Consider the following 20,167-nt stretch of genomic DNA (forward strand, 5'->3'; position numbering starts at 1 on the left):
GTCACGGGAGTCGCAGGTAAAAATACCACCGACACTGTCAGGCCGAGACATTCGGCCACGGTCTGGCCGCCTGCGATGGGGCCCGTCGCCATGACCGACAATATAACCGTCACCAGCGCCGACTGGACGGCGATGACAGCCAGCTACGACGACCGGGCGCTCCTGCTCGGGGAGACGCTCGTCGTCGCGGATCTCCACGTCGGCCGGGGTACTGGCGGGAATCTCGAACTGCCGGTCGGGTCCGGTTCGGACATGGTCCAGCGGTTCCAGTCGCTCGTCGAGCGCCACGACCCCGACGAGGTCGTCGTCGCCGGCGATCTGCTCCACTCGTTCCAGACCGTCCCCCGGTCGGTCGAGAGCACCGTGGCGGGGCTCAAAAGCGCCTGTCAGGGAGTCGGCGCGCGGTTGGTCGTGACGCCGGGCAACCACGACACGATGCTCGACAGCGTGTGGGACGGCCTGACCGAGACGGAGTACTTGGTCGGCGATACCGTGGTCTGTCACGGTCACGAGGCACCCGAAGTCGACGCAGAGCGCTACGTCGTCGGGCACGACCACCCGACCATCTCCATCGAGGGCCAGCGCCGGCCCTGCTATCTCGTCGGGAGCGGCCAGTTCCGCGGTAGCGACGTGGTGATGCTCCCGTCGTTCAACAGGCTGAACGCCGGTGTCGAGGTCAACGAAATGCGCGCCGGCGATTTCCAGTCTCCACTCGTCACCGATGCCGACCGACTGGAACCGGTGGTCTGGGACGAGAGCGGGCGCGAGACCCTGTCGTTCCCGCCGCTGGGTGAGTTCCGCCGCATGCTATAACGGTAAGTATTTGGCCCACGACGGTGGACGCTGGAACATGGTTCAGACAGAAATCGCGCTCGGTCTCATCGCGATTACGCTGCTCTCGCTACTGCTGCTGTACTTCGCGACGATAAAGTACGTCTCGGAAGTCCTCGAGGGGGAGGGGCACGACCACGAGGGAAACACGAATAGCGGCGGTCCAGCCGCATAGACCGCCGTCTCTCTTCGAAAGCCGTATCGGTAGTCCTGTTATCGCAGCAAATCAGCGGCGACCTTGCCGCTTTCCAGCGCGGCCTGTATCGACGACCAGCGTGTGTAATCGCCGGCCAGCACGGCGTTCCCCTTCGGTGCTGTCGGGTCCGGCAGGGAGTCGCGATACCCCGGCGGCTGGGCGAACTGCGCGAACGGGACGCGGTCGGTCCGGAGCAGTTCCAGCGCCTCGAAGCTCGCGTTCGGATACCACGACCGAAGCGCGTCCCCCACTTCGGCGGCCAGCTCTTCGTCGCCCGCTTCGGGCGTCCCGAGGAACGTGGCACTGTATAATTCCATGCCGGCGGGGGCGTACTCGCTGGCGACCGCCGACAGCGGCGCGACGGTGTTCGGCCGGTCGTCCGCCGCGTTGAGGATGATACGCTTCCCGGTCGTCGGCGCGCGATTCGTCGGGAGCGCGAAGTACTGCGTGACACAGCCGACGGGCTCGGTCGGAATCGTGTCGATGTCCGTCAACTCCGCCGCGGTCTGCGGGTCCGTCGCGACGACGGCGCTCTCGGCTGACACCGTCTCGTTGCCCACTTCGGCAGTGACCTCGTCTTCGTGGGTTTCCAGGTCCGTCACGGCCGCGTCGGTTTCGATGGTCGCGCCCGCCGAGCGAGCGCGGTTGGCGAGCTGTCGCGGCATCGCCTGCATCCCGTCGGCGGGGACGAATATCTCGCCCTCGCTCAGCATCTTGTAGGTGTACTCGAAGATGCTGCTGTCGGTTCCGAGCGAGCGGTCGAGCGTGATGCCACCGTAGAACGGCGCGGCGAACCGCTCGACGAACCGCTGTGAGAAGCCGTAGTCGGCGAGGTACTCCCGGATGGTCCGCCCGTCACGGGAGAGCAGTTCGACGGGCTTGACGTTGGCCAGTTCGCGCTGCAGCCGGAACAGCCGGAGTTTGTCGGCCGTGCGAACGTCCGTGTTGAGTAGTGTCTGTGGTGCTGCCGAGGGATTGCGGAGCGGGTCCGACAGCACCGAACGGTGGTTCGGGCTGGCGATTGTCGCCCCCGGCGTGAACGTCCGCGGCGACAGCGCCTCGATGTCGAGTTCGCGCTTCGCCGCGGGGTAGGCGGTGAACATGACCTGAAACCCGCGGTCGAACGTGTAGCCGTCTTCGTGGGCCGTCCGGACGCGACCGCCCACGTCCGAGCGCTGCTCGAAGACTGTCACGTCTCGGCCCGACTCGGCCAGGTGCCGGGCGGCGACCAGTCCGGCGAGCCCGCCCCCAGCGACGACGACATCTGTCATACCTCCCAGTTCGGCCGCCCGGGACAAGAGCGTGCTGAAGCGGGACCGGACCACACTTGGTTGTCCCGTCCACAGAGAGAACCATGGAGACGACTGCGGCGTTTCGCGGCCTTATCTGCACGGCGTGTGGCGAGGAAACCGACAGCACGAGCGACCGCTGTCCCGACTGCGGCGGCGTTCTCGTCGGCGACTACGGCGTTCCGGACCTGACGCCTGCGGACCTGCCAGACACGACCGGACCCGGCCGCTACGAGCCGCTGCGGCCGTTCCCGCAAGACGCGACCGTGACGCTCGGCGAGGGGGCGACGCCGCTGGTCCCGGTTCCGGATCTGGCAGAGGAACTCGGCGTCGACTCGGTGTACGTCAAAGACGAGGGGCGCAATCCGACGGCCTCATTGGGCGACCGCAAGCTCTCGCTCTCAGTCACTGCCGCAGCGCAGCGCGGGGCCGAGCGCGTCACGACGCCATCGACCGGTAACGGCGCACAGGCCAACGCCGCCTACGCGGCCCGCGCGGGCATCGAATCGAAGGGGTTTGTCCCCTCGCGGTGTCCGTTCCTCAACAAGGCGATGGTGAACGTTCACGGCGGCGACATGCGCGTCGTCGAGGGCCGGTACGACGACGCCGTCTCGGCCTTCGAAGAGGAACGAGCCGAGGCGGCCGACGGCTTGATCCCGGTCGCGCCCGGCCATCCCTTTCGAATCGAGGGAGCCAAATCCGTCGCGTTCGAGACGGCCGACGACCTCGACTGGACGGTCCCCGACGCCGTGGTCCACCCCACCAGCCACGGCGAGACGCTCGTCGGCCTCGAACGCGGCTTCCGGGCAGCGGCCGACAGCGGGCTCACGGACTCAGTGCCACGAACCTACGCCGCACAGCCGGACTCGACGGCCGCCATCGCCGACGCCGCACGCGAGGGGGCGAGCGAACCGGCCACCATCGAGCACCCCGACACTATCGTCGGCCCGCTGGAGGTGCCCGACCCCGCCGCCGGCGCAGCGGCGCTGGACTCGCTCGACCGCTCGGGCGGCGACGGCGTCGCCGTCTCGGACAAGGACATCCTGGCCGGTGCCGTCGACGGCTGTGAGATGGGACCGGAGACCGGCGCGACCGGGGGGACGGCAATCGCCGGCGCGAGAGCGTTGGCTGACGAGGGAGCTTTCGACGATGACGACGTCGTCGTCCTCGTGAACCCCGTCGCCGGAAGCAAGGAGGCGGACCTGCTGCGCAGTCACCTCATGAGCCAGGGTATCTGAGGGCGCGGTCGGCCGGAACGCTGGCCGTCGTGGCACACCACCGCATACTTCGGTGTTGTTTAGCCCGTCGTGGCACTACCCAGACCCGATGCGCACCGCAGCGTTCAGCGAACTCACTGGCCCGGACGGCGTCTCGATTGTGAACCAACCGACCCCCGAACCCGGACGTGGCGAGGCGGTGGTCTCTGTCGAGGCGTGTGCGATCAACCGCCACGACCTCTGGGTTCTCGAAGGGGATTCAGCGATGGTCGACACGGATGACCTGCCGTTCGTCAGCGGCCTCGATGTCGCCGGAACCGTCGACGCCGTGGGCGAGGGCGTTACGGCTGTCGAACCCGGAGACCGTGTGGTGCTCTGCCCGAACGAGACCTGCGGGACGTGTCGCTACTGCCGTGAGGGGCCGGAGAACCTCTGTGAGAACTTCTCGCTGTACCACGGTGGCCTCGCCGAGGCGGCCCGCGTGCAGGCCGACCGCCTCGTCAGGCTCCCCGACGGCGTGGAGACGGTCGACGCGGCTGCCCTCCCGACAGCCTACATGACGGCCTTCCATATGCTCCGCCGGATTGAGGCCGGTCCGGGGGACCTGGTGTTCATCCCGGGCGTCACCGGCGGTGTCGGCGTCGCAGGCGTGCAACTCGCGTCCGTTCTCGGTGCTCACAGCGTCGGGACCTCGTCCTCACAGGCGAAACTGGAACGTGTCGAATCGCTCGGCCTGGACTACGCCATCGAGAGCACCGACCCGGACGAGATTCGAGCGGCGGTCACCGACATCGGAACCGTCGACGGCGTGCTCAATCACCTCGGTGGCGAGTACACGCAGCTCGGTCTTGACGTTCTCCAACGTGGCGGCAGCATGGCCGTGTGTGGACGGACGGCCGGTGGCACATCCGAGATCGATATTCCCGACCTGTTCCTCGGCCACAAACGTATCATCGGGAGTACGATGGGGACCCAGGGCGACCTGGAGCGACTCGTCGGCCTCGTCGCCGACGGCGACCTCACCCCGGAAATTGATGCAACGTACCCGCTCGAAGAGACCGGTACGGCGTTTGCGGCGATGCAGGACCGCGATGGCGTCGGGAAGCTCGTCGTGACGCCGTAGTCACCCCAGCGACCCGGGACGGTGTTTCTCCGGACCGATTCCGGTGGAAACGGGGCAAATGTGTGGCCGTCAGTTCATCTCTCAGTCTCCGCCGATCACCGAGCGACGATGACTGGAACGGGTGAGTTACGGAACACTTTCTGGGCGACGTTCCCGACGACCAGTCGATCGGCCAACGCGCCGCCGTGACTTCCGAGTACGACCGCATCGAAATCGTCGGCTCTATTCAGAATCGCCCGAGCCGGATGTCCCAGTTGTACCTCGGTGGTGATTTCGACATCGTACTCGGCAGCGATCTCCCGAGCGTCGTCGAATACCGCCTCCGAACGCTCCTCCGCGGCCGCTTCGATGTCGTCCGAAAGAGCCAGTGCCGTGGCCGCTCCCCCCAACGGTGACGGTCCGCCCACGACGTGTAAGACAGTAATCTCCGCCCCAGGGTGGTTCTCAAGGGCGTACTCGAGCGCCCGCTGGGCCATCTCCGAGTCGTCCATCGGAACGAGAATCTGTGAGATCATATCCCGACTACGATCAGGTGGCTGATAAAACGGTGGTGCGCTTGTCTCATACTGTTGGCTGTAACTATTTCAAGATATTCGCCACCCTGAGGTGGCGAAATTCTTCACAGATGTACAGCCGACAGTATCAGGATAAGCGACGTATTACTACTGTGGTGATCTTCTATCTCGCTACGGCTTTTGTCGGGTACTGTGTCGGTTGAACGAGGTGTGCGAGATGCAGCACGCGTACGCGGCATAAGATGATTCTCGAATGGACGACGCTACTTCGTGGTGAGAATCGAACGTAGTGTTAAATCAATAGCCTGTCAAACTGTGTCCATGAGCCGAACGATCGACTCGATTCTCGTGCCGACCGACGGCAGTGACGGCGCACGGATCGGTGCCCGGCGAGGTATCGATCTCGCTGCCACAATCGGTGCCGACCTCCACGTACTGTCAGCGGTTGACTCCCGTGACATCGAACCGGATCTGAATTCTGACGGGCAGACTGACCGGGAGCGTCTCCTCGAAGCGGAGGCAGAACGAGCGGTGGATTCCATCGCCAGACTCGCCCGGGCACATCTCTCTGGGCACATCACGACCGCTGTCGAGTCGGGCATCCCGTTTCAAGTGATCAACGACTACGTCGATACCCACGATATTGATCTCATCGTTATGGGGACACAGGGGCGGACAGGGTTCGAACGGGTTGTCCTCGGGAGTGTCGCAGAAAAGACGCTCCGGACCGCAGATGTCCCGATTGTCACGGTAACGCCGGACGGGGACATCGTCGAAATCGGCGACCAGCGGTACGACAACGTTCTGCTCCCGACTGACGGCAGCGAGGGCGCAGAACTCGCGATCGAGTGGGGAATCACGCTAGCTGAGGTGTTTGACGCAACGATACACACGATGTATTCCGTCGATACGAGTCGCTTCGGCGGCGTTGAGGGGGCAGCCGAGATTCACGACGCGCTTGAGCAGACCGGCCAGGAGGCACTCGAGACGGTCCATGAGCGTGCCAGAGATGCAGGCGTCAGTGTCGCGGGTAATATCGCAAGCGGCCCGGCTGCACGCGCTATCCTCTCCTACAGCGAGGAACACGATATCGACCTCATCGCGATGGGAACACACGGTCGATCCGGCCTCACGCGATATCTGACCGGAAGCGTCACTGAGACGGTTGTCCGTAATGCGGCTGTACCGGTCTGTTGTGTCCCGATGCAGTGACAGGTGTTCAGTCTCTCCCTACGATGCGCGCTGTCTCGACGCACCAGACGCGTGCTGTTTTGCAGTGGTGTACGCTTCCCGGACACGCTTGAACTCGTCCTCGTTGCCACCGTGGTCCGGGTGGACCTCCTTGACGCGCTCGCGGTAGGCCGATTTCACGTCGTCCAGCGACGCGCTCTGGGTCAGGCCCAGTTCGCTGAACGCCTGCACTGTCGGGTGTGGTTCCTCCTCAGGGTCCGGACCGAGGTTGACTTCGGGCGTCTCGAAGGGCAGGCGCGCGCCGAGGTAGACGCCGGGCATCTCGTGTTCGACCAGTACGGGAACAGTCGGCGACCGTTCGATGCGGTAGTACGCCCGGGCGTCGAACGTGATCGCCACGTCCCGTTTCGGCAGGTAGAAGGCGACGTGTTGCCCCTCGACGAAGTGGTTCTCGGCGAACTGCTCGTCGATGGCGGTGAGGTACTCCCGCAGCTCCGCCCGGCGTCGCATCTCTCCGCCGTCGGTCGCCTGCCGGTTCGGCCGCTCGGCCGGAAACACGCGGTTGGCGAGGACGAACAGCCCGGCGACGACGAGGGTTCCGGCGACACCGAGGACGAGCCCGAGGAGCAGCCACTCCGGTAGGACGCCCGGTTCTGTCTGCACGCCCCTCCGTTAGGCTCCAGTGGTAAAGAAATTCCCGCTCTCCGGTAGCAACGACTCCGAGGTCACCAATACCGAGCCACGGGAACGGCAATCTGGCTCAGCCGATATACCTGAGGTCCTCGTCGGCGGGCGACGGGGAGTTCTGCTGTTCCATCTCCTGAATTTTCCGGACGACCTCCTCCATCTCGTCGGCGCGGTCCTCAAGCGAACTGTAGTCGACCTCGAACCCGATGACGTCCTGAAGGATTTCGAGGACGGCCTGCGCGCTCTTGGGATCGACCAGGTAGCCCGACGTTTCGCCCATGAGACAACTGGCCGGCACGTCGCGGCGCTTGCTCAGGCCCAGCAGCAGGCCGGAGACGCCGACGATACCGCCCGCTGGTTCGTCCTCGCGGAAGGCCACGCCAGCGTCCTCCAGCGTTTCCTTGAAGTCTTCGGTCGTCGTCGCGCCGAGTACGTCGTACTCCTTGATGAGTTCACCGGTCGGGACGCCGCCGAGGGCGAACACCCGCTGGACGCCGAACTCGTCGGCGATGTCGAGGAACGTGTCGGTCAGGCCGTAGTGGCCCTGGTTGTCCTGCGCCTGGTGGTCCCCGGAGAGCACGAGCAGGTCCTGGCCCTCCTCTGGCGTGACAGCGTGGAACTCGGCGCAGGCGAGTTGTGCCTGGCCGTCATCGATGCTGACCTGCGGTGGGAAATGCGTCGAGTAGACGCGGCGGACGAGCTCGCTTTCGAGCTCCTCCAGCAGGTGTTCTGCGGCGAGTTTGCCGACGTGGCCGACGCCGGGCAACCCCTCGACCAGTACCGGCTCGTCGAGGTCGGGGTCCGCTACGCGCTCGATGTCGAATTCGTCCATACGGCTTATTCGCGGCTGCGGCGCTTAAGAGAACGTCGATACTCGCCGTAGCTGTCTTCGGGCGAGAACGGCGCGGGTGCACTGTTGACCGCCTCGAGCCCGCACTCCGGACAGGTGTCGTCCAGCGTGTACACCGGCCGGTCGTGTTCGGATTCCCAGGCGGCACAGACGCGGATGTCCGATTTCATCGGTGGTGAATCACTGGAGCGACGATCGACTTACTCGTCGTCTTCGCTGCGCTCGCGGTGGAACTGCCCCGAACCACCGTGTTGCTCGACGACCTTCGCGGCGCGGTCCGCACTCTCTTCGAGCGCGTCCTCGGCGGTCTTGTAGTCGGGCGCTTGTACCTGAATGCGGTACTCGGGTGAGCCGACGTAGGTCACTTCGAGTTCGATCTCGTTGGGGACCTCACCGTTGCCCTCCGCGGCCTGGAGCGCTTCCTTGATGACGTCGACGCCGTCGCTTTCGGGACAGGACAGGTCGACGTAGCCGGTGACCTGCACGTACGGCACGGAGACGTTGTTCCGGGCCGTCTGGACGATAGCGTCGATCTCCTCCTCGGAGAGGTCGACGTCTTCGAGGGCGTCGTTGCCGTGGATCGCCGCCGACTCGAACCCGTCGTACATCGAGCCGAACTCCGCCAGCAGCTCGTTGGCGATGGCGGCGTAGGTCTCGTCGTCTAAGTCCTCGCCGAAGGCCAGTTCCATCCAGTTGTCGGCCTTCTGCTCGTTTTTCCACTCCTGAATCTTCTCTTTTCGCTGGTGGTCGTTGACGTCCTTGATCGAGAGGTCGATCTGCTGGGCGCTCTCGTCGACGTCAAGCACCTTGGCAACGACTGTCTGCCCTTCGTTGACGTGGTCGCGGACGTTCTTGATCCATCCGCTGGCGACCTCGGAGATGTGACAGAGGCCGCGCTTGCCCTCGTACTCGTCGAGGTCGACGAACACGCCGAAGTCCTCGATCTCGTCGATCTTGCCGACGACGAGTTCGCCCGGTTCGGGCCAGCCGCTGTATTTCATCCTATCGGGCCTCGACAACGGCGGTCACTTCGCCTTCGATGTCGGCCTTGCCGCCCGTCGGGCGGGCGATAGTGTGGCCACAGACGGCGCACGAAACTTCGCTCGCGGCCTTCTCGAAGAGGGTCTGTTCGTTCTCGCAGTCGGGGCATTCGACGGTGATGAAGCTTCCTGCCATCGTTACTCCTGGAACTCCAGTCGGCCGGCGCGCCATCCTTCGCGGAGGTGGGCCTTCCCACACTCGCCACAGCGGTACTTGAGGTCCGTCTTCTTGGTGGGCTTGTCGCCACCCGGGACCTTCGAGAACTTCCCGTCGTTCCCGATACCGGAGTTGCGCTCGCGCTGGCGGTCGATCCACTTCATGCCGGTCTGACGGCCGCTACGGACTTTTTCGACCTCGTGTTCCTGGTGCTCGTTACAGTGCGGACAGTACGTGTTGAAGCGTCGTGGCATCTGCATAGATATCGGCCTTACCGAGCGATTTGACGTGGCCGCTTAAAACCCGTTTGGTTCGCACCTGCTGTGTGCCCCACAGTACCGTCCCTGTCACCGACTAACCGCCATATTCAGCCCGTCCGCGTTCCGCCACTGCTCCGGCTACTGGAACCGGGCTGACGGTCCACTAGATTCGATTCGGACTGCCCCGAACACACCTGATTCCGAACCCGAGAGCAGTTCGAGATTCACCGCTTCGCCAGCAGAGAGCGACCGGAGCTTCGTCGCCAGTTCGCTGTCGATGTAGTCCACAACCTCGTAAGTCTCGTCGGCTTCGACGTCCCGGAGTTCCATCCGTCCGTCGTCGTCCATCGGGCTGACGACGACCGAGGCCCGCTCGCACGACCGCTGCTGTTGTTTCAACATACACGACTGTCGCTATTCCGGATATATAAATATCCGCTATCAGGATGTTAACCATCTAAACACTATCGGCAAGAGTATAAGGTCATTCTAGTCACAGGTAGTTCACCTGTCGCCCGCTGTCGGCTAGTGCGCTGTGTCGCAATCGGCTTCGAAGTCACTAAGTACGCTGTTGGCAAAGGAACGGGCATGAAGAAGCTCATTATCCACGGCGACCCGGGGCTGCGAAAGGGCGGCCGCATCGAGTACGAGGACGAGGAGTACGAGGTGTTCTCAGTTTCGCGGCAGGGCGACTGGCATGGCCCGGACCGACCACAGCTCTGGTGTACCATCGGCTCGGAGGACGAGGAAGAGACGTTCAAACGCCAGGAGTACATCCCGATGCATCTGGACACAGACGACATCGAGGCCGAGGCCGTCACCGTCCTCCGCGAGCGCGCGCCGCCGAACGCCGAGTCCTGATCGGCCCGACACTGCGCGCTGAGTAACTGCCGTTCGCCCGCAGCAATCCGCTCTCCGTTTTCAGAAGTACTCCGGTCGCACCTGATAGATCGTGACGCCGCCGGCTCGTTTCGCTACGGTCACGCCCTGTAGCTGGTCGACAGTCACGTCACCGTAGCGGGCTCGTTCGGCCGGGCCGACGTAGACGTAGCGCACGTCGTAGGCTTCGAGGAGGCGACGCTGCTCGGCCGGCTCGCCCGTGTAAATCGTCGCCACGTCGTCGACGCGGCGGTCATACACCGTGTCGTTGCGGTACTGGGCCTCGTGAGTCCAGCCGGCGACGGTCGGCAGGCCGGTCAGGCTCGACGGTGCGCTTGCGCCCTCACCGTCGTCAGCATCCCACTGGTAGCTCGCCGGTGCGGCCGTGACGATGGTTGGCCGGCCCTGAGTGTTGTCGTCAAGCCACCGAATCGCCTCGGCTTCCTCGGGATGGTCGTCGTCGAGATAGGCCAGCCCGTCCAGTGTCGGATCGCCCGCGGCCTCGACGTGGTTCGAGAGGGCGAACATGCCGTACAGCGACGCCGAACAGACCAGCAGGGCGACGAACGTACGGACGCCGATGCTGGTCCATGCTCGCGCGCGGTCGTCGGTCGGCCGCCAGCGGGTGAGCAGCCACGCTAGCACGGGGCCGGCGGCGACCCCCCAGAGCACCCACACCTGCATGTACGTCTTGAAGACGGTGTTCATCCGGCCGATGTTCTCCCTGACGAAGACGAACTCGACGAGGAGAACGAGGCCCGCACCGGCGAGAATCAGCACGGCTTCGAAGCCAACGGGCCGGTCGCCGCCGTCAGCGAGCGCCGGAACCGCGTCGACGGTACGGTCAAGTGTCGGCGAGCGCGCGAACAGCCACGCGCCGAGCAGTAGCGGGACGAGCAGCCCGACCGCTGCGATGTCAAGTGTGGCCGCAAGCGCCGCCGTTCCGACGGTGACGAGACCGACGATACGGGCCGTGCTCCGGCCAACGGCACGGCCGGTCTGGGCGTACAGGTACAGCCAGAACGGGGCGACGAACAGGCCGTGAACGGCCAGGAGCTCCAGCAGTGAGGTTCGGTCGGGCAGGACGGCAATCTCGCGTCCGCTCGCCGGGCCGAGCCAGAACGGGAGCGACCAGAGCAGTCCCAACGCGATCACGACAGCAGCGACGGCCAACCCCAGTCCGATTCGGACGCCTTCCTGGCTCGCTCCGTTCAGCCGGAGCCGCTGTCCGACGTGCTTCGGGAGGAGCGTCGTCGGGTCGGCCGGCGCGACGGTGACCGTCAGCAGGGCCAGCCCGCCCATCGACGGGAACGACCAGGTGTTCGTCACGGCCATGATGCCGGCGACGGCCGGGAGCGCGCCGAAAAGCAGCGCGAGCCGGCGTCGGCGTTCCGCGGCCGGCGTCTGGTAGTAGCTGAAACAGAGCGCGGCGGCTAGCAACAGGAAGCCCGTGCTCATCATGTGGGCGTGCATGTCGCCGTTGAGCCAGGCGAACAGCGGGAACTCGTCGATGACCAGCGCAGCGCCGGGCTCGTACGTTCCGAAATCGGCCGCGCTGTCCTCGATGACGCGGCTCGCATCCCAGTAGCTGAACGAGTCCGGCCCCGCCGCGAGCCCCTCCAGTTCGTAGCCGGCCCGCTCGGCGACGGTCTGACTCAGCTCACCGGGCAGAAGCCAGATGACGAACTTGGCGGGTGTCGACAGATTGCTCGCGATGCCGACACAGAACGCTGTGAGGCCGGCGGCCAGTCGTCGCGGGAGGCCGCGTTCGCTCGCGACAGCGCCAGCCAGTCCGTACGCCGCCGTAACAAGCGTCGCGTAGAAGCCCGCCAGCGCGAGATTGTACGCGAACTGTCCCGCGGTTCCCGTTATTCTGGTGAGGATCGCCGCAACGAGGTGGCCGCCGTAGTAGTACGCGACCGGTTCGCCGGCGAACCACATGTCCTCTAGCGGGAGGCTGTCGGCCCGCACGAGCGACTGCAACAGGCCGAAATCGAGGAACTTCTCGCCGCCGATGGGGACGATTGCCGGGTCGAGCGCCCGGATGCCGACGAGAAACAGGAACGCGACTGTGAACACGCCGGCCGTCTCGGCGTACGAACGGGCGCTCGGTCCGCCGTCGGCCCGCCAGACAGCCAGCGTACTCACGGCGAGAACGGCGATGCCGAGCCAGACGCCCAGCGTCAACGAGAGGCGACCGACAAAATAGGTGATTATCCATAGTATCGAGACGGCGACCGGGACGCCGAATGCGAGTCCGCGGTCGGCGAAGCGAGGGAACAGCAGTCCAGCGACGGTCCCGCCAGCGTACAGTAACAGGAGGTAGAGGGCGAGCCAGGTGGCGAGGAGCCCGTATTCCATCAGTGAAGGGACCGGTTCGCTGGCCTATACGCTTTTTCGTTGCTCCCGGACTTATGACCTGATTAGGGACCGGTAGCTTCGAACTGTTTTTACTTCCGCCTGTCCGATTACTCGGCAATGTCGCCGACCGTTGGGGTTGTCCTCCCAGCCTACCGTCCCGACATGGACCAGCTCGGGACCTATATCGCCGCTATCGACGATGCCCTCAATCCGCGGACTATTGTCGTCGAACTCGATGCGCCACGAGACGGCGTCCCTGCACAGCTCCGTTCGCTCCCGGCAGCGGTCCACACTGTGCCCTACCGTCGCGGGAAGGGCGCAGCGATCACCGCCGGGTTCGAGCGACTGGAGACCGACGTGTTGGCCTTCGTCGACGCCGATGGGTCGACACCGGTCCGCTCGCTCGAACGGATACTGGACCCGGTCACCGACGGCCGAACGGACCTCGCTGTTGGCTCCCGCCGTCACCCGGACGCGACGGTCGCCACCCATCAGACGTTCGCCCGGCGGTTCCTCGGCGACGGCTTTGCGTGGCTCGCCGGCCGGTTGCTCGACGCGCGGCTGTACGACTATCAGTGCGGTGCGAAAGCCATCGACGCAGCCGCCTGGGAGCGCGTCCGTGACCATCTGTACGAGCCCGGCTTCGCGTGGGATGTCGAACTGATAGCTATCACCGCGGCGCTGGACCTGTCTATCGAAGAGGTCCCAATCGAGTGGGAGGACAAGCCCGGCTCGACGGTGTCTCCGATACGGACGTCGATAGACCTGCTTGAGGCACTGTTGACAGCCCGCCACCGGTCGAAGCAACTGCGCGATGATCGCTTCCACACGGCTCTGGCCGATCACCTCGACGAACCAACTGCCCTTGTCGAGAAAGACCGATGATGGACATCGAACAGCAGGTTCGCCGCGTCGTTCCCGACCGGTTCGAGTCACTCGTGTCGGGCGTCCGGTTCGGCCAGTTCGTCTCCGTCGGTGTCGTCGGCGCGATCAGCGACAACACGGTCCTCGCCGTACTTGGCCTGGCGTTCGGCGTCAGCGATATGTGGGCCAAAGCCGCCGGCGTCGAGACGGCCATTCTGGTGATGTTTCTCGTTAACGAACACTGGACGTTCGCCGGCCAGGGTGACACCGGCCGCCGTTCGTTCGCCAAACGGCTCGGGAAATCCCATCTGGTCCGGTCCGGCGGCGTCGCGGTACAGCTCGCCGTCTACTGGCTGCTTACGCAGTGGCTGACGGTTGAACTCGTCGTCGCCGGAACTGACCTGTGGTTTATCGCTGCGAGCCCGCTCGCGATTGGAGTCGCGATGCTGGTCAACTACGTCGCCGAGAGCATCTTCACCTGGCAGGTCCACGCGGACGAGTGAGAATAGCGCGTTACTAACTCACGGACGGCACTCGAATCACAACCCTTAATGAGGGGACCGGACTACGAGAAGGTAGCGGGATGGGATAGCCAGGAGATTCCGGCGGGCTCATAACCCGCAGATCGGTAGTTCAAATCTACCTCCCGCTATATTCTGTCGCTCACAAATCCGTGAGCGACTGGAGAAGTCCAGTAGATTTGACCGAGAGAACACCGAGCGATAGCGAGGTGGTCGCGTTGTTCAAATCTACCGCCCAATGTTCTCGCGCTGCAGACTGCTTTCAGCCTGTTCACCGCTATTGCTCCCTGCTGTACCCTTCTCCGGCCGCTGTGAGTGTTCGGTACAGCGTGGCGACCAACGCCGCGACGAGCAGCACGCCAAGGACTTGTGCAGCCGTATTCTGCGTCTCGAATGCCCACGGGAGCGACAGCGCTAAAAACCCGATAGAGACGATAAGTCCGGCGAGTGTCGTGACGGTGACTAACAGATACCGGGCAGCACGCTGAAATGAACCGCCGCGGTCCAGCGTAGCGAGCCCGTGTCGCTGTACCATCGCCCCCTCCAGCGCCAGCCAGAGTGCCAGCAGTGCGGTCACGCTGAAGCCGATGGTTCCAAGCGGGTCCGGAACCGCGACTCCTATTATATCGGCGATGATTCTGCCTGCGAGGACGAGTAGCCCGAGCGTCAGTGGCCCAAGCAAGACAAGTGAACTAAACAGCGCGGCGAAATCCTTTGTGAGGGACCGAATGGAGGGGGACACAACAGCCAGTGTCGGCTCAGGTTTTTGTAAGCCTACTGGTGACTACTGGCGGCTCGCCCTCGCCTCGCTACAGGAACCGTATCAACAGCCGCTCTAATCGTCGCCGTGCTCGTCGACGATGGTGACCTCGCCGTCGATGACCTGAACGTTGATCAGCGTCTTGGCGTCGTACCCCGCCTCGTCGAGCTTGTTCGTTCCGTCGGCTTTCTTGATGACACAGACGATGTCGCGGATGTCCGCGCCGATGTCTTCGAGCGCGCCTGTGAGTCCGGCCAGCGTCCCACCGGTCGAGAGCACGTCGTCGAGCACAAGCACCCGGTCGCCCTCGTACACATCGTTGACGTACATCTCGCTCTCGGAGTAGCCGGTCACCTGAGACAGCGATACCTCGCCGTCGAGTCCGTACTGGCGCTTGCGGACGACGACGAGTGGGATGTCGGTCATCAGCGAGACGGCTGTGGAGATGTGGATACCCATCGCCGCCGGTGTGACGATCTTGTCGACGTCGTCGAGTTCTGCCTTCCGAATGATCTTGATGACGATTTCGCGCAGAAGTTCCGGTCGAAGCATCGGGACCCCGTCGCTGATGGGGTGGACGAAGTAGTGATAGCCTTCCTTCTCGATAATTGGCGCTTCGAGTAGGGACTTCTTGAGTCGGTCCATGCCGTCGGTACTACAAGCCCGTACTAAAATTCTCCGTCACCGACTCAGTAGAGTGCCAGCAACTCACCGAGCGCTCGCATCATCGGCAGGAGGTGCGAATCACCCAGTGCGTAGTACTCGACGGTGGTCAGGAGTAGAAACACCGTCGCAACGCCCGTTGCGGCACCGAGAAGCACTGCACCGGCCTGCCCGGCTCGGTCTTCGGAGCGACCACACAGTGCCCAGATACCGAGTGGAATAGCGATTCCAAGCGCGAGCAGCGCGTGCAACTGGAACGCTTCGCCGATGCCGTTCACCGTCAGCGCGACGAACACTACGGTCACCTGCCCGCCGATCAACACTGTCCCCGCAACTGTCCAGAGGAACACGTCCCAGTGGTCCGCGAGGCTCCCGCGTACCGCTGGGAGCCGCACGAACAGATACACGCCGAGCGGATAGAGCGGGAACAGATACCGGGCAGTCACCTGCGCGTGCAGCGGCAAGCGGCTGTTGTACAGCAGGACGACGCCGACGAACGCCGTTATGGCGAACGCGTCCACGACACGGTCGGCGCTGAGCGTTCGGTCGGCCATCGACGAGGGCAAACGCAGCCGTCGGAGGACTGGAAGCGCGCCGAGCATAGCAACGAGTACCGGCGCAGATTCGAGCAGCGAGAGATTGACGGATTCCTCACCGGTGTTATCGAGCGCACCGTCCGCGCTTCCCGACCGCACGAACGCGTGGTACACGTCATCTGGTTGTTGCTGGAGCGTTTTGAGTCCCGAAACGAGTTCGCTGCCAAGCAGCAGCAGTGGCCGCACCCCGCTTTCCACAGTCCCGAGCAAGGGTGCCAGCGGCGTGAGCAATCCACCGGACCCGCCACTGCCGCCACCACCGCTCGTGCCGCCTGTTCCGTCTCCCCCGAGGGAGCCGCCACCGGAGATCAACCTCGGGGGTTTGATCGGCGACCCGGAGATGGCGATATTAGTGAGGATGAACGGCAGCAGGGAGAGGGCGAAGACGATGCCGATACGAGCAAGCGTTCGTGGGCTGTTGTCCGGGGCTGTCGGGATATCGACCAGTGCCAGGGCGACACAGAGCAGGAGCGCTTCCGGAGCGTGTACCCACGCGTACAATCCCACCAGCGCATATGCGAGCGCGCGGAAGGTTCGCCGCTGCGTGATAACCGGCCCATCCGCTGGCTTGCGGCTCCGATAGAGGCAGTACGCGATGCAGACGACCACCGTCCCGGTGACAGCGTGGCGCTTTGGCACCGTCGCCCAGAAGGCCAGCGGTGTCCCGGCTGTGAGCACCACGGCGCTCAGGAGCCCCAGCCGGCGCGTGTGCATCCGACTGAGAAGCCGATAGAAAACCACCGGTGTGAACGCCGCAATGAGGAGATGCGTCAGTTGCAGCGCGTACAGATGGGTTCGGCCGGCGTCGAGTGGCTGTGCCAGCGCGACGTTCAGCCCGAACAGTCCCAGCACGGCAACGGTACCGCCGTAGAGGACCCAGTCGCCGTCGGTGTAGTGACTGCACTGGACCACCAGTGCCAGCAGCGCGAGCGACCAGAGCGCGACCAGTGCAATCCGGAGTTCGACGACAGCGGTGAGCAGGTCGAGCACGAACACGGCCGGCAACGAGAGCACGATGACACCGTAGTTGCGCGCGTACCACTGGCCGCCGTACCTGCTCGCCCCCGGCGTATCGAGTCCGGGGCCGTAGGCCGCCTCGGTCATCGCTAGCTGTCCGTTCGAGAGGCTATACAACCCGTTCGCCAGCGTGTAGGAATCGTTTATCAGGAACGCCGTCCGCCACAACAGCCCGAACAGCACGACCGTGGCGAGAAACACAGCCAGGCCGAATCGGTCGCCAAACAGCACCGAATACACCGTCTCGCGGGTGTTCGACAGCGTGGGCGTCCGCTGTCGGAGACGCCCGACGAACTCCGTCGCCGTCATTCGACCACCGATATCGTGACGTTGCGCGTCGCCACCACGCCGTGACCAGCCTCGTCGCGCTTGCTCACGGTCACTGTTCCGTTGTACTGTTCGCGCTCTATTTCCCCGTCGGTGAACGTGTCCGACGCCAGCGTCAGCGCGTACGTGTCCCCAGCTGAGTCGTCCAAGAAGTGATTCGTCGTCCGCGTGTACCCCAGTTCCTCGATTGTGAGTTCGTAGACGAGTGTCGGCCGTCCGGTCCGATTCGCGAAGTGTACGCGGACCGGCGGCACGTTGAGGTAGTAGCTCGCCGCGCCGTAGGACCCTTTCTCAATCGTTACTTCCTCCGGCATTTCAACTGTGGAAACCGTGACGTTGCCCGATTCGAGCGCCACAGGATCTGGCTCCGTTGCCAGTGTCACGCCGGGGACCAGCGGGCCGGAGAGCAGTGTGACGCCGAGTATAATGGCTATCACACTGGTGATAACAGCCCGCGTTCTTTCCATTGTTACCAGTCACTAGATATCTGGGGATAAAAGTATCGTGACGACTTCTCGGGTTTGAGTCTAGGTCAGCGGCTCTGACACCAGAGGTTGTCCTCTGAGTGGTTGCCCGATCTATTAGAAGGGACTGAAAGGAGATTCCCATGTCTGAGATGACATAAGCACTGCAGCAAAGCGGGAGGGGAGCGAGTCGTAGTAGCCCAGTGTCTCGGGAGATCTCCGGCTTTAGGTCTGTTGTTATCAGAAAATGACACAGCGCTGCTGCTCAGTGGCTGAAAAACAAAGAAATGGTGGCGGATTATGCGTCAGGACCGGTGTCCTGTGCGAGCGTAGCAGAGGTGTCGCCTTCTGGCGGTTCGTAAACAACTCTGAGGTCGTACGAATCGGAAGCCGCGATCACCATACTATTTCCGGCAGAGACCTCACTTCCACTCGCTCCAAACGCATCAGAATCGTCCCAAGATTCATCTCCATCTTCAAAGTCTATATCCGATGAATCGAGCCCATTCGAGCCTGTAGCCTCTATTCCACTACCTCTAGTATAGAGGCTTCCAGCTTCAATAGTATCTCCACCGTCGTGGGTTACTGATAGGTATCCGTATCCATCATCGGCTTTTGAGGCATCGTAATCCCATGAGAAGCTAGCCTGTGGCGTGGCCTGCTGCGCCTGGTCACCGAGACCAAGCACAAAGGAGGCGATTACTGCGGCCAGAATGACCGTGATTGCGACCATCAGGATGACCCCGATGACCGGCGACACTGCGTCGTCGTCGTGGATGAGTTGTTTGATATCCATGGTTTGTTCGACGCACACCGCGAGTGTGACCCGAGTAGGAACCCCCTATACATCGAAGGATTTCCTTACCGGCTCGCGGGGTGTGCTGACTCAACCACATGAGATGTGCCCACTTATACACACAACACGTTTTAGCCGTTCAACGTCGGCTTGAAAGCCTTCAAGGCTGGCTGTACCGCCGAAATTCGATAGGCGGTGCGTGGATAGTTCAGCGGTAACTGAGACAAACGAAACAGCGCAAGCCGTGAAACAAACTGGGTGTGTCAGTCGTCCGATTCGGCTTCCTGTGCCACATACTCGGTCAGTGTCATCTCACGACCGGCGTAAGTGTGATAGCCCGCCGAGACGCTGAGTACGACCGCGATCAGCGTGGCCCAGACCAGCGGCGGAATTGCCGTGAACGGATAGACGCCGACCCAGAGGATCGTCACGATTGCCAGACTGACCGCGCCGAGCGAGAGGTAATACTCGCGCCAGGGGAACTCGCTTCCCGGCACGATTTCGAGATAGACGGTGAGTTCCTCCGTGTGTGCAGTCTTGGAGATCGTCCCGTTTTCATCGTCGTAGTCGATGATACCCGTTTCGTCCATCCGCGGGAGATGGGACTGCTGTAACGTGGTGTAAACGCGCTTCCGTTGCGCGCTCGTAACCTCGGTATCCGGGCACTCGTACTCCTGTGCGGCGACGTGTGACGCGAGGTCGCCGAGCTGTACTGGCCCGTCGTGTGCCCGTAGATACTGCAACGTGTAGCGACGCCGTTCGTTCTGCAGGACGTCGAATATCTCGCCTTTGGAAAGGTCAGCCTCCGTAGCGGAGTCCGACCGTTCTACCTGCTTACTCATATCATATTCTCCAGTTCCCCACCACCCATCGCAGGGAATACAGCCAAACTCAGAGTGTTCATCAGTTATAAACTCACGGATTTCACTGCCGGAAAAAACGATATGTCGCGAGCTTATGCGTCAGGTCCGGATGCAGTGGCGAGCGTTGCGGAGTTGTCGCCGGTAGCCGACTCGTAGACGACGCTGAAGTCGTAGCTATCGTCAGATACCATGACAGCGACTCTGTCTCCTGCAACGACTTTGCTGTTACTGCTGGCGTTGGCGTCTGGCCACTTATCATTGTTTGCGTCAATCTCATTGGCAGCACCATTGCCTGTGTCGAATCCACTTCCTCTGAAGTAGAGGTTGCTTGCCTTGATCGAATCACCGCCGTCGTGAGTTACCGTAACTTCGCCCTTGTCTGAGTCGTAATCCGTACTAAAGCTAGCCTGTGGAGCCGTGTTGCTGACCTGATCGCCCAGACCGAGGACGAATGTTGCGATAACGGCCGCGAGGATGACCGTGATTGCGACCATCAGGATGACCCCGATGACCGGCGACACAGCATCGTCGTCGTTGAAGAATCGTTTGAGTTCCATTGTTGTGTCCGCACGCATCAACAGGTCGCCCTGTTATGCCGTGCTTATCGAATCGTAGCTATGGAGATATATAAGTCTGCACCTGTATTATCAGAGACTGTAATCACCTCACCTGCTAACAACTATTTTGGGGTGTTTGAACC

25 protein-coding genes and 1 tRNA gene are annotated in these 20,167 nt (G+C 63.1%); 9 read left to right on the top strand and 17 right to left on the bottom strand.

Annotated elements, in window-relative coordinates:
• Window positions 1-132 precede the first annotated feature (132 nt).
• Entirely contained in the window at window positions 133-813 is a 681-nt protein-coding gene (locus SG26_RS11430) for a metallophosphoesterase (RefSeq protein WP_050038277.1), read from the top strand.
• Window positions 814-850: 37 nt separating this feature from the next.
• On the top strand, window positions 851-1,006 hold the full coding sequence (locus SG26_RS21630; RefSeq protein ID WP_008310556.1) for a hypothetical protein: 156 nt from the start codon (window positions 851-853) through the stop codon (window positions 1,004-1,006).
• A gap of 38 nt (window positions 1,007-1,044) precedes the next feature.
• Here the strand turns inward: SG26_RS21630 and SG26_RS11435 are convergent, their stop codons facing one another.
• A complete protein-coding gene (locus tag SG26_RS11435) occupies window positions 1,045-2,298 on the bottom strand; it encodes an NAD(P)/FAD-dependent oxidoreductase (protein ID WP_050037623.1) in 1,254 nt (417 codons plus the stop codon).
• Between the two features lie 83 nt (window positions 2,299-2,381).
• On the opposite strand from SG26_RS11435, the gene SG26_RS11440 reads away from it, so the two are divergent.
• Window positions 2,382-3,554, top strand: a complete 1,173-nt coding sequence (locus SG26_RS11440) for a pyridoxal-phosphate dependent enzyme (RefSeq protein ID WP_050037624.1) — start codon at window positions 2,382-2,384, stop codon at window positions 3,552-3,554.
• A gap of 88 nt (window positions 3,555-3,642) precedes the next feature.
• Window positions 3,643-4,656, top strand: coding sequence for an alcohol dehydrogenase catalytic domain-containing protein (locus tag SG26_RS11445; protein WP_050037625.1), 1,014 nt, complete (start codon window positions 3,643-3,645; stop codon window positions 4,654-4,656).
• Between the two features lie 95 nt (window positions 4,657-4,751).
• Here the strand turns inward: SG26_RS11445 and SG26_RS11450 are convergent, their stop codons facing one another.
• Window positions 4,752-5,171: a universal stress protein gene (locus SG26_RS11450; protein WP_014039673.1), complete on the bottom strand. Its 420-nt coding sequence runs from the start codon at window positions 5,169-5,171 to the stop codon at window positions 4,752-4,754.
• A 321-nt stretch (window positions 5,172-5,492) separates the two neighbouring features.
• On the opposite strand from SG26_RS11450, the gene SG26_RS11455 reads away from it, so the two are divergent.
• Window positions 5,493-6,383: a universal stress protein gene (locus SG26_RS11455; protein ID WP_014039674.1), complete on the top strand. Its 891-nt coding sequence runs from the start codon at window positions 5,493-5,495 to the stop codon at window positions 6,381-6,383.
• Between the two features lie 18 nt (window positions 6,384-6,401).
• Here SG26_RS11455 and SG26_RS11460 read toward each other — a convergent pair whose 3' ends face one another.
• The 7 genes from SG26_RS11460 to SG26_RS11490 all read right to left on the bottom strand — a co-directional run bounded on the left by SG26_RS11460 (window position 6,402) and on the right by SG26_RS11490 (window position 9,758).
• On the bottom strand, window positions 6,402-7,025 hold the full coding sequence (locus tag SG26_RS11460) for a J domain-containing protein (RefSeq protein WP_014039675.1): 624 nt from the start codon (window positions 7,023-7,025) through the stop codon (window positions 6,402-6,404).
• 97 nt (window positions 7,026-7,122) lie between these two features.
• On the bottom strand, window positions 7,123-7,881 hold the full coding sequence (locus tag SG26_RS11465; RefSeq protein ID WP_050037626.1) for a proteasome assembly chaperone family protein: 759 nt from the start codon (window positions 7,879-7,881) through the stop codon (window positions 7,123-7,125).
• A 5-nt stretch (window positions 7,882-7,886) separates the two neighbouring features.
• Window positions 7,887-8,069, bottom strand: a complete 183-nt coding sequence (locus SG26_RS11470; RefSeq protein WP_014039677.1) for an RNA-protein complex protein Nop10 — start codon at window positions 8,067-8,069, stop codon at window positions 7,887-7,889.
• Window positions 8,070-8,099: 30 nt separating this feature from the next.
• A complete protein-coding gene (locus SG26_RS11475) occupies window positions 8,100-8,900 on the bottom strand; it encodes a translation initiation factor IF-2 subunit alpha (protein WP_014039678.1) in 801 nt (266 codons plus the stop codon).
• A 1-nt stretch (window position 8,901) separates the two neighbouring features.
• The gene (locus SG26_RS11480) at window positions 8,902-9,075 is read right to left on the bottom strand and encodes a 30S ribosomal protein S27e (protein ID WP_004518703.1); all 174 of its coding nucleotides are present in this window, start codon (window positions 9,073-9,075) and stop codon (window positions 8,902-8,904) included.
• A 2-nt stretch (window positions 9,076-9,077) separates the two neighbouring features.
• The gene (locus SG26_RS11485) at window positions 9,078-9,356 is read right to left on the bottom strand and encodes a 50S ribosomal protein L44e (protein WP_004593654.1); all 279 of its coding nucleotides are present in this window, start codon (window positions 9,354-9,356) and stop codon (window positions 9,078-9,080) included.
• A gap of 138 nt (window positions 9,357-9,494) precedes the next feature.
• Window positions 9,495-9,758: a hypothetical protein gene (locus SG26_RS11490; protein WP_004963586.1), complete on the bottom strand. Its 264-nt coding sequence runs from the start codon at window positions 9,756-9,758 to the stop codon at window positions 9,495-9,497.
• A 186-nt stretch (window positions 9,759-9,944) separates the two neighbouring features.
• Between SG26_RS11490 and SG26_RS11495 the strand changes: the two genes are divergently transcribed.
• Window positions 9,945-10,217, top strand: coding sequence for an HAH_0734 family protein (locus tag SG26_RS11495; protein ID WP_004593652.1), 273 nt, complete (start codon window positions 9,945-9,947; stop codon window positions 10,215-10,217).
• A 60-nt stretch (window positions 10,218-10,277) separates the two neighbouring features.
• Here the strand turns inward: SG26_RS11495 and SG26_RS11500 are convergent, their stop codons facing one another.
• Complete coding sequence (locus SG26_RS11500) at window positions 10,278-12,596, bottom strand: DUF2298 domain-containing protein (protein WP_050037627.1); 2,319 nt, start codon at window positions 12,594-12,596, stop codon at window positions 10,278-10,280.
• Window positions 12,597-12,713: 117 nt separating this feature from the next.
• On the opposite strand from SG26_RS11500, the gene SG26_RS11505 reads away from it, so the two are divergent.
• The 3 genes from SG26_RS11505 to SG26_RS11515 all read left to right on the top strand — a co-directional run bounded on the left by SG26_RS11505 (window position 12,714) and on the right by SG26_RS11515 (window position 14,112).
• A complete protein-coding gene (locus SG26_RS11505; RefSeq protein ID WP_014039681.1) occupies window positions 12,714-13,481 on the top strand; it encodes a glycosyltransferase in 768 nt (255 codons plus the stop codon).
• Window positions 13,481-13,963, top strand: a complete 483-nt coding sequence (locus SG26_RS11510) for a GtrA family protein (RefSeq protein WP_014039682.1) — start codon at window positions 13,481-13,483, stop codon at window positions 13,961-13,963. Before SG26_RS11505 ends, SG26_RS11510 begins: the two co-directional genes overlap by 1 nt.
• Before the next feature lie 74 nt (window positions 13,964-14,037).
• Window positions 14,038-14,112 (top strand) — tRNA-Met (locus SG26_RS11515).
• Window positions 14,113-14,258: 146 nt separating this feature from the next.
• On the opposite strand, the gene SG26_RS11520 is transcribed toward SG26_RS11515, so the two are convergent.
• The 7 genes from SG26_RS11520 to SG26_RS11550 all read right to left on the bottom strand — a co-directional run bounded on the left by SG26_RS11520 (window position 14,259) and on the right by SG26_RS11550 (window position 20,024).
• Window positions 14,259-14,723, bottom strand: a complete 465-nt coding sequence (locus SG26_RS11520; protein WP_050037628.1) for a hypothetical protein — start codon at window positions 14,721-14,723, stop codon at window positions 14,259-14,261.
• Between the two features lie 93 nt (window positions 14,724-14,816).
• Window positions 14,817-15,386 (bottom strand): hypoxanthine/guanine phosphoribosyltransferase, encoded by a 570-nt coding sequence (hpt, locus tag SG26_RS11525; protein ID WP_050037629.1) that lies wholly within the window; start codon window positions 15,384-15,386, stop codon window positions 14,817-14,819.
• 44 nt (window positions 15,387-15,430) lie between these two features.
• Window positions 15,431-17,326 carry a hypothetical protein gene (locus SG26_RS11530; RefSeq protein WP_050037630.1) on the bottom strand — a complete coding sequence of 632 codons (1,896 nt, stop codon included), beginning with the start codon at window positions 17,324-17,326 and terminating at the stop codon, window positions 15,431-15,433.
• Window positions 17,323-17,811, bottom strand: coding sequence for a hypothetical protein (locus tag SG26_RS11535; protein ID WP_050037631.1), 489 nt, complete (start codon window positions 17,809-17,811; stop codon window positions 17,323-17,325). The genes SG26_RS11530 and SG26_RS11535 overlap by 4 nt, the downstream gene beginning before the upstream one ends.
• Before the next feature lie 295 nt (window positions 17,812-18,106).
• On the bottom strand, window positions 18,107-18,604 hold the full coding sequence (locus tag SG26_RS11540; RefSeq protein WP_050037632.1) for a type IV pilin: 498 nt from the start codon (window positions 18,602-18,604) through the stop codon (window positions 18,107-18,109).
• Between the two features lie 263 nt (window positions 18,605-18,867).
• On the bottom strand, window positions 18,868-19,446 hold the full coding sequence (locus SG26_RS11545; protein WP_050037633.1) for a hypothetical protein: 579 nt from the start codon (window positions 19,444-19,446) through the stop codon (window positions 18,868-18,870).
• A gap of 113 nt (window positions 19,447-19,559) precedes the next feature.
• The gene (locus tag SG26_RS11550) at window positions 19,560-20,024 is read right to left on the bottom strand and encodes a type IV pilin (protein WP_050038278.1); all 465 of its coding nucleotides are present in this window, start codon (window positions 20,022-20,024) and stop codon (window positions 19,560-19,562) included.
• Window positions 20,025-20,167 lie beyond the last annotated feature (143 nt).

It is taken from the genome of Haloarcula sp. CBA1115 (assembly GCF_000827835.1).
Classification (GTDB): domain Archaea; phylum Halobacteriota; class Halobacteria; order Halobacteriales; family Haloarculaceae; genus Haloarcula; species Haloarcula hispanica.

Excerpts from the sequence above, each read along its gene's own strand:
- SG26_RS11430 (WP_050038277.1), top strand. The coding sequence starts at position 133 with ATGACAGCCAGCTACGACGACCGGGCGCTCCTGCTCGGGGAGACGCTC.
- SG26_RS21630 (WP_008310556.1), top strand. The coding sequence starts at position 851 with ATGGTTCAGACAGAAATCGCGCTCGGTCTCATCGCGATTACGCTGCTC.
- SG26_RS11435 (WP_050037623.1), bottom strand. The coding sequence starts at position 2,298 with ATGACAGATGTCGTCGTCGCTGGGGGCGGGCTCGCCGGACTGGTCGCC.
- SG26_RS11440 (WP_050037624.1), top strand. The coding sequence starts at position 2,382 with ATGGAGACGACTGCGGCGTTTCGCGGCCTTATCTGCACGGCGTGTGGC.
- SG26_RS11445 (WP_050037625.1), top strand. The coding sequence starts at position 3,643 with ATGCGCACCGCAGCGTTCAGCGAACTCACTGGCCCGGACGGCGTCTCG.
- SG26_RS11450 (WP_014039673.1), bottom strand. The coding sequence starts at position 5,171 with ATGATCTCACAGATTCTCGTTCCGATGGACGACTCGGAGATGGCCCAG.
- SG26_RS11455 (WP_014039674.1), top strand. The coding sequence starts at position 5,493 with ATGAGCCGAACGATCGACTCGATTCTCGTGCCGACCGACGGCAGTGAC.
- SG26_RS11465 (WP_050037626.1), bottom strand. The coding sequence starts at position 7,881 with ATGGACGAATTCGACATCGAGCGCGTAGCGGACCCCGACCTCGACGAG.
- SG26_RS11470 (WP_014039677.1), bottom strand. The coding sequence starts at position 8,069 with ATGAAATCGGACATCCGCGTCTGTGCCGCCTGGGAATCCGAACACGAC.
- SG26_RS11475 (WP_014039678.1), bottom strand. The coding sequence starts at position 8,900 with ATGAAATACAGCGGCTGGCCCGAACCGGGCGAACTCGTCGTCGGCAAG.
- SG26_RS11480 (WP_004518703.1), bottom strand. The coding sequence starts at position 9,075 with ATGGCAGGAAGCTTCATCACCGTCGAATGCCCCGACTGCGAGAACGAA.
- SG26_RS11485 (WP_004593654.1), bottom strand. The coding sequence starts at position 9,356 with ATGCAGATGCCACGACGCTTCAACACGTACTGTCCGCACTGTAACGAG.
- SG26_RS11490 (WP_004963586.1), bottom strand. The coding sequence starts at position 9,758 with ATGTTGAAACAACAGCAGCGGTCGTGCGAGCGGGCCTCGGTCGTCGTC.
- SG26_RS11495 (WP_004593652.1), top strand. The coding sequence starts at position 9,945 with ATGAAGAAGCTCATTATCCACGGCGACCCGGGGCTGCGAAAGGGCGGC.
- SG26_RS11500 (WP_050037627.1), bottom strand. The coding sequence starts at position 12,596 with ATGGAATACGGGCTCCTCGCCACCTGGCTCGCCCTCTACCTCCTGTTA.
- SG26_RS11505 (WP_014039681.1), top strand. The coding sequence starts at position 12,714 with ATGTCGCCGACCGTTGGGGTTGTCCTCCCAGCCTACCGTCCCGACATG.
- SG26_RS11510 (WP_014039682.1), top strand. The coding sequence starts at position 13,481 with ATGGACATCGAACAGCAGGTTCGCCGCGTCGTTCCCGACCGGTTCGAG.
- hpt (WP_050037629.1), bottom strand. The coding sequence starts at position 15,386 with ATGGACCGACTCAAGAAGTCCCTACTCGAAGCGCCAATTATCGAGAAG.
- SG26_RS11530 (WP_050037630.1), bottom strand. The coding sequence starts at position 17,326 with ATGACGGCGACGGAGTTCGTCGGGCGTCTCCGACAGCGGACGCCCACG.
- SG26_RS11535 (WP_050037631.1), bottom strand. The coding sequence starts at position 17,811 with ATGGAAAGAACGCGGGCTGTTATCACCAGTGTGATAGCCATTATACTC.
- SG26_RS11540 (WP_050037632.1), bottom strand. The coding sequence starts at position 18,604 with ATGGATATCAAACAACTCATCCACGACGACGACGCAGTGTCGCCGGTC.
- SG26_RS11545 (WP_050037633.1), bottom strand. The coding sequence starts at position 19,446 with ATGAGTAAGCAGGTAGAACGGTCGGACTCCGCTACGGAGGCTGACCTT.
- SG26_RS11550 (WP_050038278.1), bottom strand. The coding sequence starts at position 20,024 with ATGGAACTCAAACGATTCTTCAACGACGACGATGCTGTGTCGCCGGTC.